Source organism: uncultured Subdoligranulum sp., assembly GCF_937890665.1.
Genome location: NZ_CALADU010000266.1, coordinates 1 through 11,339, shown reverse-complemented (window position 1 = coordinate 11,339; position 11,339 = coordinate 1). Strand labels below are relative to the sequence as shown.

The following is an 11,339-nucleotide window of genomic DNA, read 5'->3' as shown; positions in this document are numbered from 1 at the left end:
GCGGGCGTATAAAGGGGTGATGTTGTCGGGATGGTTGGTATTTACTGTCATGGTTCATTCCTCCTGTAATGAACGCCCGACAAACAGGTTGCTGTCTTTATTATACTGCGGTTTGTCCTCTTTGTCAGCAGATGCAGCAATGGTTTCCGAGCGAATGAGCCGCACCATTTTGTCATAGAGCAGTTCCGTCCCACCACAGGAAGTATGTACTTCATAAACTGTCCCGCTGAGCCTGTAACAGACGGTTTCTTGCAGCGGATTTCCTCTTTTCGGGAGATAATCGCTCTCTTTGGTGCTTCGTTTCCTTTCCATTCCGTTCCCGCCCTTTCCGGGGAAGTCACAACAGAGCAAGCATAGGAAGTGTGGCCATACTTCCGCAAAATCTCCGTTTCCGGCCTGCTGCCGGAGCGGAGATTTTTGTCTGTTGGGAACTTCCCAAACCCTTGTTTTTTGCTTCGCCAATAATACGTTTGCAAGGACGGAAACTGCCCGCTAAATCAAAACTTTGTATAGATTTTTCTTTACATTCTGTTTCTTGTATCATTCTTGTGTAAGAACTATAATGACATTATTGGAGGTGCGGACATGGATTATATGACAGTCAAAGAGGCCAGCGAAAAATGGTGCGTAACCCCTCGGCGGGTAAACTATTATTGCACCGGCGGCCGTATTCCCGGCGCGGTGAAGATGGCGACAATCTGGTTGATACCCAAAGACGCAGAGAAACCGCATGACAGGAGAACGAAAGATGAAAAACAAAGCTGACATTTTAATTATAGAAGATGACGTGCCGCTCAACGACATGACAAAGCGACTTCTCACACAACACGGTTATTTTGTAACTTCTGCCTACTCGGGGAGTGAGGCACTTCTGTTGATGGAGAAAGGCACTTTTGACTTAATTTTACTTGATTTGATGCTGCCCGGCATACCGGGAGAAACAGTATTGGAGAAGATAAAAAGCGCGATGGATATTCCGATCATCGGCGTGTCCGCTAAAACGGATATAGACAGCAAAGTGAACCTCATACGAAACGGCGCAGATGATTACATCACAAAGCCATTCGACAATCAAGAGCTGCTGGTTCGGATTGAAGCGGTGCTGCGGCGCTTTCAAAAATCCACCGGCCCTCATCATGGCAAGATGCTTCATTTTAAGGACTTGTCCCTTGATACAGAAGCGATGGCGGCCAAAATCGGGAATACCCCCATTGCTTTGACACGGTATGAATACCTGATCTTGCAGCTTTTGATGTCCGCACCCTCAAAGGTATTCACAAAGAATAATATCTTTGAAAGCGTGTGGAATGAAAACTTTATCGGGGACGATAACGCAATCAATGTCCACATTGGAAATCTCCGCAAGAAGTTTGCCAAAGTCAATCCAGAGGAAAAGTATATTCAGACGGTTTGGGGCCTCGGTTTCAAAATGCAGGGATAATCCTTAGAGAAATCTTATAAAGTTTGCACGCCGATCTGCTACAATAAGACGGTATGGAAAGGGGATGATGATTTGGAGGCTGCTTTGGAAACAGCCGGGTTGACCTATGTTTTCCCGGACGGAAACGGGATTAAAAATATCACATTTCAGGTAAAACGCGGAGAGATCTATGTTCTATACGGCGGCCATCACGCCGGAAAATCCGTACTGTTGCAGGCTATTATAGGTACACTGAGACCTCAAGCTGGTACGCTCAAATTATTTGGCAATATGGACTATCAGCAGGAGCGCCGCCGGATTGGATTTGTACCCCAAAAGCCTGTGACAATCGGCTCTCTGTCACCGTCTGATATGCTGCACTATTTTGCTTCTGCTTTCGGAAGCACAGAAAGCCATTTTTTAGATGTATTGCATCTGGACCTGAAAGAAAAAAAGCCGGTACGGCGATTGCCCTTATCGACCCAGCGTTTCGTGAATTTGGCGGTTGCCCTTTTGGGAAATCCAGACATGATAATCCTGGACGACCCTTTTTCCGGGCTGGACAAAGGAGAATGCGAACGCCTGCTTTCTGTTCTGACCTATCTGCATGAAATGAACCATACCACGCTTCTAATCTCTGGACCGGATTATACGCTGCTTGCCCGGCTTGCATCCCAATATGGCGTGATGGCAGATGGCAAGTTACTTTGTGAACTTACGGCTGAGGAATTGACAGAGAACTGCCAGCGGTGCATAAAGATAAGAACCCCACAATTAGAACAGGCTATCACGATTTTAAGCCAGCAATTCCCGGATTTTGAAGTGTTGGGCCGCGACCTGATCAGAATTTTTGATTGCAATGAGCGATCCGGGGAAATCAATACGCTGCTGGTTCGTTCCGGGATAGAGGTATCGGAAATCTGGCTTGCCGGTATGGAGCCGACCGACTATCTTTTGAAAATGACAGGAGGTGCAAAGCGTGATCCAGACGATGCAAAGTGAGTTATTCCGTATCCGCAAAAACCGCCTGTTTTGGGCCTGCCTCGCACTGGCCGCTTTTTTTGTCTTTGCGCTTGCCCTGACATTTTATCATAATTCGGTAGATGCTATGCTTCCGGCTATATCTCTGGTTTCGTTCACGGAGTTTCTATTTTCAGATTACAGCCTGATTTTTCCGTTGACGCTTTTTTTGTGCCTGTACTTTACAGAAGATTTTCATACCGGCACATACAGTATCGCACTTTCTAAAGGCACAAGCAGAGTACATCTATTCTTCGGTAAACTGCTGGCCGCATGGGGTGGTGTTTTATTTTTTCTGCTTGTATGCTTCGGCGTTGCGTATTTGTCTATTCTGATCATGGGAACATCCCGGTATAGCCTTGAATATTCGTTTTCTGCAATCGGAGCCTTTCTTCTGCTTCAATGCCTGTGCTTTTTAGGGTACACTGCATTTCTCAATCTGCTAAGTTACCTGCTCAGGCATCGGATCATTGTCACGATTGCCGCATTTTTTCTGCTGGGGGTTTTGTATCTATACCTCACAAAGATAAGCACAGCATTGGATATGGATTATTCGCTCTACAAGTATTGGGTAGTAGGGCTTTCCCATAGCTTGCAGATCCATACCTTTGGGGAGAATTTAATGCCCATTTTGATTACGCTGGTAGTATATTTATTTTTACCGACAGCCGTTTCGTTCTCCTTGTTTCAAAGGATGGATTTGCGCGGTTTGGAAAGGCGGTGATGGCCGCATGATCGTGTTATGTATCTTGCTGGCAATGCTTTCCCTGTTTTTGCTTCTGAAACTGATTTATCAGCGGAAGCTGGTTCGGAAAATCATAAGGCAGATTGATTTTTTAATAGAACGGGATACGCAAACAGAAATCATGGTGGAAAAAACGGATGGGCCCATACAGGATTTGGCTGCAAGTATCAATCATCTTCTCAAAAAATATCGCGGTATGAGGCAGGAAATCGAACGGAGCGATACCCTGTTCCGGGATACGATCACCAGTCTGTCCCATGACTTGCGAACGCCGCTGGCAACAGCAAACGGCTATATTCAGCTTTTACAGGAACAGGAGTTGACCGGGGAGCAAAAAGAATATGTGATGATTGCAGGAGAACGAATTTCCGCTGTAAAGCTGCTTCTCGACCAACTGTTTGAATTTGCAAGGATCGAAGCCGACGAGCTGAAATTGAATTGCAGGAATACGGATATACACAGTGTACTTCGGGACGTTGTCGCCTCATACTACGGCGATTTTGAACAGAAAAAATGCGTCCCTCATATCGTTATCCCCAATTCACCGGCTGTCATTTGGGCCGATCCAGATGCCTTGACCCGGATCTTCTCAAATGTGGTTTATAATGCGCTTGTTCACGGGAAGGGAAATTATCAGATCACCGCAGCAACCGAGAAAGCGCAAACGGTCATAACCGTTAAAAATGCGTCGAGCAGTATTCAGCAGGAAGATGTTCCCCATTTGTTTGACCGTTTTTATACCACCGACCAGTCACGGACAAAAAAGACAACAGGGCTGGGGCTGGCGATCGCGCAAAGACTTGTGACCCGCATGGGCGGGCAAATCTCGGCATCTCTGCAAAACGGCATCTTTGCAATTCAAATCGTGTTTCCCATCATCAATTTCTAAAGGGCTGCTTCGGCAGCTCTTTTTTCATCCTTAGACTTTCCTTAGACTTTTCTCAAACAAATCCTAAACCTCTTTGGTACAGTATGAGCCATAGGAGGTACAAACAATGGTTAAGGTAGCTTTAGCAATTTCACTCATCGCTTTGGCGGTGTGCCTGCTCATGGCCTTGCATGGCATATTGAGCGATGGCCTAAAAGGGTTAAAACAGAGATCAAAACCCATCGGAACCTCATTTTTGATTTACGCTGTGACCTTTATGCTTTTCATCTTCTTTCAATAACGGAGGAATTTCATGCTGCAAATCAAAAATGTAAATCTGAATGTTGGAAATACCGCATTGCTGTCCAACATCAACCTGACTTTAGAGCAAGGAAAAATCTATGGTGTTCTGGGGCCGAACGGGGCCGGCAAAACAACGCTGTTTAAGTCCATGCTGGGCCTGACCGCCTTTTCGGGAGAAATTCTCTCGGATGGGCAGCCCGTTTCCAGCAGATGTTTTGGAAGTTTGATCGAATACCCGGCTTTTTACCCCCGGCTTACCGTAGAGGAAAATTTGAAGCTCCACGCGCAGTATTTAGGTCTGAAACGGCCAAACATCGAAGCGGCGCTCAAACAAGTAAACCTGCTGGATGCCCGGAAAAAGCTGTTCTCTCAACTTTCTTTGGGGATGCGCCAACGGCTGGGAATTGCCCGCGCTTTTTTAGGCAATGTCCAATATTTGCTGCTGGACGAACCTACCAATGGCCTTGATCCGATGGGGATAAAGGAGATACGGCTGCTTCTGAAAGAACGCCTGAAATCTCCCCAACACTGTATTTTGGTATCGAGCCATAATCTGACGGAGATCGCCGCCGTAACGGATGTTCTTATTTTCATCCGCGGCGGAAAAATCATCAAGATTGCAGAAAACGATTATAACGAAAAAGAACTGGAAGCACTGTACGAGAATATTATGACTTCCGGCCAGAGGGAGGAAGCATAATGGGAATGTTGATCAAAAACAAATTTTACAAGTTGAAGCGGGAATGGTTTATGGTATTTCTTCTGCTGTTGTCGCTTCTTCCCATCCTTACCGGCGGCGCAGGAGCAGTTTTCAACGACAGCACAAAATCACTTGCTGACCTGTTCTTCTTTATGAATAACCAGTTTTCCATGTTCTTCCCAATGGTGATCTTCATTTTGATTGGTTCGCTGTTTTATCAGGAATACAAGAACAAAACTTACATCAACTGGATCACCTACGGTTTTTCAAAGAAGAAGCTCTTTCTATCGAAAGTCGCTGTCAGCATCGTTATCGGCATCGGCTTCGCGGCCGTCTTATTTATCGCTTTTGGCCTGCTTGTGGCGGTACTCAATGGAGCTGGCAGGTTGCCCGGCGGTCTTTCTCTGTTCCTTAATCTGGCAATCGGGTTTGGAATTGAAGCTGGCGTTGTCGTTTTGATAACTACCTGTTTAGGGGCGATCGTTATCAATCTGAGCCGCAATATCATTGTAACAAGCGTTGTCGGGATGATATATGGCTTTGCATCCTGCCTGTTCATCGGTTCAGAAAGTGGTTTTCTCATTCCGGGCAGCTTCGCATATCGCGTGTCCATGTTCTTCTCAGATAAATCTACTTACTATGAAGCCCATGTACCGGCCACCATTGGCGGATGTATCAGCATTGTACTTTGCTTTATCGTGATGTTTCTGGTTGGATTGATTGCCTTTTCCCACAAGAAAAAAATTGAAAACTAACGGTTGCCGGATGACGGCAAAAGAAAAAAAGCCGTCATGCAGCAGTCTTTTCCCCTGCGTCTAATACACTACGGCGGCTTTGACAAAATCAAGGCCGCCATTCTTTATGCCCTTATACTGGCGCTGGAGCGATCGGCGGCCCACGGAGGGAGCCGCCATGAAGCAAAGAGCGTTTCGACAGAATACGACGGGGTATGTACCGTTAAAAAAGCCCGTCCCCAGCAACGGGAACACGCGGTCATGAGTATGAACTATACCATGCAAATCAACTGCATATCGCCTTTCTTTTCGCCCGGTGGGTCTATGACCTGCCGGGCGAAAATTGTTGTTTTCTGCGGTTTCCCGGTGCGGGCCGGGGCCGCCATATTGCTGCCGGTGAAAGGAGTGGAATAATCAGCTTTATCTTCTCACTCTCCCGCAGATCGGGGGGCGAGAAAATGAACGAATACACCTTTGACTATGTGGAACGAAACCGGCTGGATGCTTTCTGTAAAACGGTTTTACGCAACGAGGCCCAAAAATATCTGTCCGAGCTGGCCCGCCGCCGCGACCGGGAAAAGCCACTGGACACCTTGCCGCAGGCAGAAATGGATAAACTCTGTACGCTGGACGAATACCCCAGCAACAGCTTTACATTCTCCGCCTTTGGCTATGACCTACATATTCGGGATGAGCTGGTGGCCGGGGCCTTTGCCACCTTGCCAGAGCAGGAACAGAAGATTCTAATTCTGCATTGTGTGCTGGAATTGGCCGACGGCGAGATTGGCGGCTTTGTGGGAATGTCCCGCAGCGCCGTCCAGCGCCACAGGACAAGCACCCTGAAACAGTTGCGCGTGAAATTGATGGCGTTAATGCCGGGAGGGAGGAACGCGAAATGAAGCAACCCACATTCCACGGCAGGGTACTTCTGCCCCTGTCAGTTTTTGTGGAGGCCCGTGCTGGTGATCCGCTGGCAATAGAGCGCGTCTTGCGGTACTATGACGGCTACATAAACAAGTTGTGTACCCGGACACTCTATGAGCTGGACGGAACGCCTCATGTGCGTGTGGATGAACACATGAAACATCGGTTGCAGGCAAAACTGGTAGAAGCCATTGTAAACAGGAAATAGCAAAGACAAAGGAAGCTGCCAAGGGTCGAGATAAACGCTCCGCGCCCTTGACGGCTTCCTCCGTCTTTGCTGTATAGTGAGCAAGCGTGCGCAAGCAGAAATCCGCTTGCGCCCGCTGCTATTATGGTGTTTGTATCTACGCATTTAGAGGACAGAAAAGCCCGATGTTACCGAGCCTTTCTGGCGTGGTTGGATAGCTGGAAATAGCTTACCATTCTTACCATTGTAAATGAGGCTTGAAATGCGTAGAATGGTTTGACTTTAAGCGTGCTTTGGTATAAAATAACATTACCTTACACGTTTGGCTGTAAGGGCGGAGCATTTCTGTCAAGTCTGGCCGAATTGATGTTTCTATGAGTAACGTTACACATAGAACCACCAATTCTAGGTTGGGTTCGTTGAACATGATACTCCTTTCCAGTATGATTATACTACGGAACGCTATCAGATGCACCCAGGACAATAATGTTCATGTACCTGCCTGCTAACTTAGGGATGTTGTCCCCCATGTTAGCAGGCATGATGCATTTTAGGGGGGAGAATTATGAAAACTCAAAAAGAATACAATCAATGTCAACGACCTATATCTTGTCATAATTGTAGCTCAAACCAGATGTGCCAAGCATGGGTTGACTTTGTTAAACACCACAATGATACTAAACCTTATGCACATTTTGACCTGCGTGTGTCTTTAGCCATGCCTTCTATTAGAAAATACGTAATGGATCGGGCAAAAATAGTTACGCACAGTTTTTATCCATTTATCCACTTTGAGAAGAAAAACTCTCGTTATGGAAAGAAAGGACCTAAAAAACCACGAGAGCTATATTACTGCTCACATTTAGATAGGTGTGTATATCAGCGATATGCATTTTTATTAAACTGCCAGTATAATAGTTGGGCTTGTGAAAATAACATAGATGACGTTGCAATTGCATATCGAGATAACTTAGGAAAAAACAATATTGATTTTGCCAAGGATGCTTTTGATGCAATACGCAGCTTTCCCCAGTGCTTCATTTTAGTAGGTGATTTTACTAATTTCTTCGACAATTTGGAACATCAATATCTCAAGAAAATGATGTGCGAAGTACTTGGTGTTGAGCGCTTGCCTCAAGATTACTTTTCTGTTTTCAAAAATATCACCCGTTTTTCAAGTTGGGATTGGAAAGACATTGTAAAGGCGGCTGGCGAAAACATTGAAGAAAAAGGTGTTCGTAAAAAGATCAATAGTAAAGATACAGTACTGACTAAGGAACAATTTCAGAAAAGCAAAAATGATATAAAAAAGAATGTTTCTGGGGTTGGCGTTCCGCAAGGTTCCCCCATTAGCGCTGTACTATCCAACATTTACATGATAGAGTTTGATAAAGACATTAAGCGTTATGTAGCCAGCAAAGGCGGAATTTATATGCGCTATTCAGATGATTTTATCATTGTCTTGCCATACGAGAGAGATTCCGAAATTGCGGATTTTACAAGTTACATTTTTTCCTATGTAGAATCAATGAAAGGACTTATTGACCTACAAAAGGAAAAGACTTCTTGCTATACTTATAAGAACAAAGTAGTCTACGAGGGTGACCAGCCATCTAGCATAAACTACTTAGGATTTCTATTTGATGGCAAAAACATTAGACTAAGGCCACGCGCAATAACAAAATATTATTATAGAATGCGTCGAAAAGCTCATACCATTGGACGCAGTAATTGGATATCATCTAAAGGCAGGCATATATCAGCAAAAGAACTATATAGTATTTATTCTCGTAATGATGAAAAACAAACGTTTATTGATTATGCAAGAAAGGCAAAAGGAATATTGAAGCTCAACGATCAGGAAGCAAATGCCTTAATAAAGCATCATAAACGAAAAATTGCCAAGGCGATAAAAGAAGGCCAGAAAAAATAAGGAGAACGCTCATGATTCTACAATTGAGAATCATGAGCGTTCTTTTAGTAGCACCTGTTTGTCAGCCGTTAAGTTAGTACGTCTTTGATACTTCCTTATTGGCGTTCACCTAATGCGGCGCCACTCCTTTTTCGTTTAAAATAGTCCCGCAGGGTATAGGAAAGAGACAGTGTACAAATTCCCTGTAAAATAATGCATCGACACAATTTTTTTAAGGGAGAACTACCTCTGCCCATCAAAATCGCCATGGCAAAAAGTCAAGATCCACTATCTTTCATCAAAAGTTCACGCATTGAACAAAGCATATGATTATGTTATGCTTTTCCCGCTTCCATTGCTTCTTCATAAGCGGTACACACCTCGTCCGACGGACCATCTCCACGCTTTACGCCGTGATCCAACCAGATAGCGCGGTTGCACAGGCGCCGCACCGTTTGAGAATCGTGGCTGACGTACAGCAATGTGGCTCCATCGGCCAACATTCCTTCCAGTCGCTTCATACATTTTTGCTGGAACATAAAGTCGCCCACGGCCAAAACCTCATCCACCACCAGCAGATCCGCCTTGACCTCTGTTGCAATGGAAAAGCCTAAACGCGCGACCATACCGGACGAGAAGTTTTTGACGGGCACATCCATAAAGTCCTGCAGTTCGGAAAACTCAATAATGCTTTCCAAATGTTCATCCATATATTTGCGGTCGAACCCAAGGACCGCACCGTTCAGATAGATGTTTTCCTTTGCGGTCAGATCCATATCAAATCCCGCACCCAGTTCGATCATCGGCGCAATGCTGCCATGCACCGTGCAGCTGCCTTCACTGGGGTACATGACACCTGCAATCACCTTCAGCATGGTACTCTTACCGCTGCCGTTGCGTCCGATCAGTGCCACCGAATCGCCCTTGTTCACGGTAAAGCTGACGTTTTTCAAGGCATAGAACTCATTGAACATCAACTTGCCCTTCAGCAGCTTGACAGTATACTCTTTTAGCGTTTCCGTTTTTTCCTGAGAAAGATTGAAACGCATCGATACATTATTAACTTCCACCTGGGGCAGATTATTCTGTTGCATCGTACTGCCCTCCCTTAAATATACAAAATAAAGTTGCGCTGCAATTTGCGGAATGCAAGCAATCCGACAATCAGCATTACCAAACCGGCCACAATACAGGCGATCCAGGTATTCGGCCCCGGAATATTCCCGTACATCACCAGGTTACGGAACATGTTGATGTAGTGATACATCGGATTAAATTTCATCAGGAACTGCACGTTCGTGGGCAGCTGCTCCAGAGGGTAGAAAATGGGAGTGGCGTACATCCAACCCAGCGTCATTACACTAAACAAGTGCTGCATATCTCGGAAATAAACCGTCAACGCAGACAGAAGCAACGCCATACCGCAGCAGAACATCAACTGAAAAACCAACGGTACCCAGAACAGCACAATCGTCCAATGTAACGGTGCCCCGGTAAACAGCATAACGATCAATACCGCGACCATACTGAAGCTCATCGTCACAAAGCTGGATGCCACACGGCTGAGCGGGAAAATGAACTTGGGAATATATACCTTCTTGATCAATGCCGCATTGGCGATAATGGACGTAAGTCCCATATTGGAACTTTCATTGAAGAAGGTAAAAAGGGTATTTCCGCAGATCAGATACAACGGATAGTTTGGAATATTGTTGCGGAACATAAAGCTGAAAATAATCGTTTGCAGTATCATCATCAGCAGGGGATTCAAAATACTCCAGATATACCCCAGGAAGCTGCGACGATACTTGACCTTTAAATCCCGCATGACCAACTCATTGATGAGCGGCCGATACTTGGCAAAATGCTGCCAAGAGGTAGATAGTTGAGATCGACGTGTCGACATGACGAAATCCTTTCAGATATAAAATTATATAGGCATCCTCTGTACAAAATCATAACAAAGCAAAGGCCTAAATCCATCCGGCAGCAACCATGTTAATGTGGCCACCATTCTATCCATCATTTCCTATTCTCCCGATTGATTTTAAATTGTTTCCACAGAGAATACTTTCGATTAGTCTTATAAAGCTTTGTGTCAAACGCTTCTTTGACTTGTGGACGCAGCCATTCTTCGCCTGAAACGGTAATCCGATTGCGTAGCTGCCCGTATGTTGGCGTGTGCAATTGGGGTATATCTCCAAACGCCAGCCAGGAATGTCCATTATAACAATGCGCTTGCGTACAATGTTTACCGATTGCTTCCAAGTGAATCGGCTCCGCATCAAAAATATTTCCAAGTTTCTTACCACAGTAACACTGTGTCACATCACCCGTCCCAAGGTTCACATAAAGAGTCCAGTCGCCTGCATAGCAAAATTCTTTGCGCCGTTGGTAAAAAATGGATGCCTTAAAATCAAACAAATCTGATTCAAAAGTCCCCCATATTTTTTTGTACTCTTCAAACGTGTGCTGAGAAAGGTGTGGAATTCTATTATCCGGATCAACATCCGACCGCGCAATTGT

General features: G+C 45.3%; 15 protein-coding genes and 1 pseudogene. 12 read left to right on the top strand and 4 right to left on the bottom strand.

Annotation, left to right across the window (positions count from 1 at the left end):
• Positions 1-54: 54 nt before the first annotated feature.
• Positions 55-312, bottom strand: a complete 258-nt coding sequence (locus tag Q0526_RS14845; protein ID WP_298735195.1) for a hypothetical protein — start codon at positions 310-312, stop codon at positions 55-57.
• Between the two features lie 273 nt (positions 313-585).
• On the opposite strand from Q0526_RS14845, the gene Q0526_RS14840 reads away from it, so the two are divergent.
• From Q0526_RS14840 to drt2, 12 genes are all read left to right on the top strand, one after another.
• Entirely contained in the window at positions 586-765 is a 180-nt protein-coding gene (locus Q0526_RS14840; protein WP_298735193.1) for a DNA-binding protein, read from the top strand.
• A complete protein-coding gene (locus Q0526_RS14835) occupies positions 749-1,441 on the top strand; it encodes a response regulator transcription factor (RefSeq protein ID WP_298735192.1) in 693 nt (230 codons plus the stop codon). Before Q0526_RS14840 ends, Q0526_RS14835 begins: the two co-directional genes overlap by 17 nt.
• 72 nt (positions 1,442-1,513) lie before the next feature.
• Positions 1,514-2,422 (top strand): ABC transporter ATP-binding protein, encoded by a 909-nt coding sequence (locus tag Q0526_RS14830; protein WP_298735190.1) that lies wholly within the window; start codon positions 1,514-1,516, stop codon positions 2,420-2,422.
• Positions 2,400-3,164 carry an ABC transporter permease gene (locus Q0526_RS14825; protein ID WP_298735188.1) on the top strand — a complete coding sequence of 255 codons (765 nt, stop codon included), beginning with the start codon at positions 2,400-2,402 and terminating at the stop codon, positions 3,162-3,164. Before Q0526_RS14830 ends, Q0526_RS14825 begins: the two co-directional genes overlap by 23 nt.
• Before the next feature lie 7 nt (positions 3,165-3,171).
• Entirely contained in the window at positions 3,172-4,074 is a 903-nt protein-coding gene (locus Q0526_RS14820) for a HAMP domain-containing sensor histidine kinase (RefSeq protein ID WP_298735186.1), read from the top strand.
• Between the two features lie 106 nt (positions 4,075-4,180).
• Entirely contained in the window at positions 4,181-4,354 is a 174-nt protein-coding gene (locus Q0526_RS14815) for a receptor (RefSeq protein WP_298735185.1), read from the top strand.
• Between the two features lie 12 nt (positions 4,355-4,366).
• The gene (locus Q0526_RS14810) at positions 4,367-5,056 is read left to right on the top strand and encodes an ATP-binding cassette domain-containing protein (protein WP_298735184.1); all 690 of its coding nucleotides are present in this window, start codon (positions 4,367-4,369) and stop codon (positions 5,054-5,056) included.
• A complete protein-coding gene (locus Q0526_RS14805; RefSeq protein WP_298735183.1) occupies positions 5,056-5,811 on the top strand; it encodes an ABC transporter permease in 756 nt (251 codons plus the stop codon). The genes Q0526_RS14810 and Q0526_RS14805 overlap by 1 nt, the downstream gene beginning before the upstream one ends.
• A 36-nt stretch (positions 5,812-5,847) precedes the next feature.
• Positions 5,848-6,204, top strand: a complete 357-nt coding sequence (locus Q0526_RS14800) for a hypothetical protein (RefSeq protein WP_298735180.1) — start codon at positions 5,848-5,850, stop codon at positions 6,202-6,204.
• Between the two features lie 44 nt (positions 6,205-6,248).
• A complete protein-coding gene (locus Q0526_RS14795; RefSeq protein ID WP_298735176.1) occupies positions 6,249-6,689 on the top strand; it encodes a sigma-70 family RNA polymerase sigma factor in 441 nt (146 codons plus the stop codon).
• Positions 6,686-6,922 carry a helix-turn-helix domain-containing protein gene (locus Q0526_RS14790; RefSeq protein ID WP_298735173.1) on the top strand — a complete coding sequence of 79 codons (237 nt, stop codon included), beginning with the start codon at positions 6,686-6,688 and terminating at the stop codon, positions 6,920-6,922. Before Q0526_RS14795 ends, Q0526_RS14790 begins: the two co-directional genes overlap by 4 nt.
• Before the next feature lie 544 nt (positions 6,923-7,466).
• Positions 7,467-8,834, top strand: a complete 1,368-nt coding sequence (gene drt2, locus Q0526_RS14785) for an antiviral reverse transcriptase Drt2 (RefSeq protein WP_298735170.1) — start codon at positions 7,467-7,469, stop codon at positions 8,832-8,834.
• Between the two features lie 314 nt (positions 8,835-9,148).
• Here the strand turns inward: drt2 and Q0526_RS14780 are convergent, their stop codons facing one another.
• The 3 genes and pseudogenes from Q0526_RS14780 to Q0526_RS14770 all read right to left on the bottom strand — a co-directional run.
• Positions 9,149-9,907: an ABC transporter ATP-binding protein gene (locus tag Q0526_RS14780; protein ID WP_298735167.1), complete on the bottom strand. Its 759-nt coding sequence runs from the start codon at positions 9,905-9,907 to the stop codon at positions 9,149-9,151.
• A gap of 14 nt (positions 9,908-9,921) precedes the next feature.
• Positions 9,922-10,719 carry an ABC transporter permease gene (locus Q0526_RS14775; protein ID WP_298735165.1) on the bottom strand — a complete coding sequence of 266 codons (798 nt, stop codon included), beginning with the start codon at positions 10,717-10,719 and terminating at the stop codon, positions 9,922-9,924.
• A gap of 116 nt (positions 10,720-10,835) precedes the next feature.
• A pseudogene (locus Q0526_RS14770) lies at positions 10,836-11,339 on the bottom strand (hypothetical protein); the annotation flags it as partial.

Coding starts and splice junctions, on each gene's coding strand:
- Q0526_RS14775 (WP_298735165.1), bottom strand. CDS start 10,719: ATGTCGACACGTCGATCTCAACTATCTACCTCTTGGCAGCATTTTGCC.
- Q0526_RS14780 (WP_298735167.1), bottom strand. CDS start 9,907: ATGCAACAGAATAATCTGCCCCAGGTGGAAGTTAATAATGTATCGATG.
- drt2 (WP_298735170.1), top strand. CDS start 7,467: ATGAAAACTCAAAAAGAATACAATCAATGTCAACGACCTATATCTTGT.
- Q0526_RS14800 (WP_298735180.1), top strand. CDS start 5,848: ATGCAGCAGTCTTTTCCCCTGCGTCTAATACACTACGGCGGCTTTGAC.
- Q0526_RS14845 (WP_298735195.1), bottom strand. CDS start 312: ATGGAAAGGAAACGAAGCACCAAAGAGAGCGATTATCTCCCGAAAAGA.
- Q0526_RS14805 (WP_298735183.1), top strand. CDS start 5,056: ATGGGAATGTTGATCAAAAACAAATTTTACAAGTTGAAGCGGGAATGG.
- Q0526_RS14795 (WP_298735176.1), top strand. CDS start 6,249: ATGAACGAATACACCTTTGACTATGTGGAACGAAACCGGCTGGATGCT.
- Q0526_RS14820 (WP_298735186.1), top strand. CDS start 3,172: ATGATCGTGTTATGTATCTTGCTGGCAATGCTTTCCCTGTTTTTGCTT.
- Q0526_RS14840 (WP_298735193.1), top strand. CDS start 586: ATGGATTATATGACAGTCAAAGAGGCCAGCGAAAAATGGTGCGTAACC.
- Q0526_RS14790 (WP_298735173.1), top strand. CDS start 6,686: ATGAAGCAACCCACATTCCACGGCAGGGTACTTCTGCCCCTGTCAGTT.
- Q0526_RS14835 (WP_298735192.1), top strand. CDS start 749: ATGAAAAACAAAGCTGACATTTTAATTATAGAAGATGACGTGCCGCTC.
- Q0526_RS14810 (WP_298735184.1), top strand. CDS start 4,367: ATGCTGCAAATCAAAAATGTAAATCTGAATGTTGGAAATACCGCATTG.
- Q0526_RS14815 (WP_298735185.1), top strand. CDS start 4,181: ATGGTTAAGGTAGCTTTAGCAATTTCACTCATCGCTTTGGCGGTGTGC.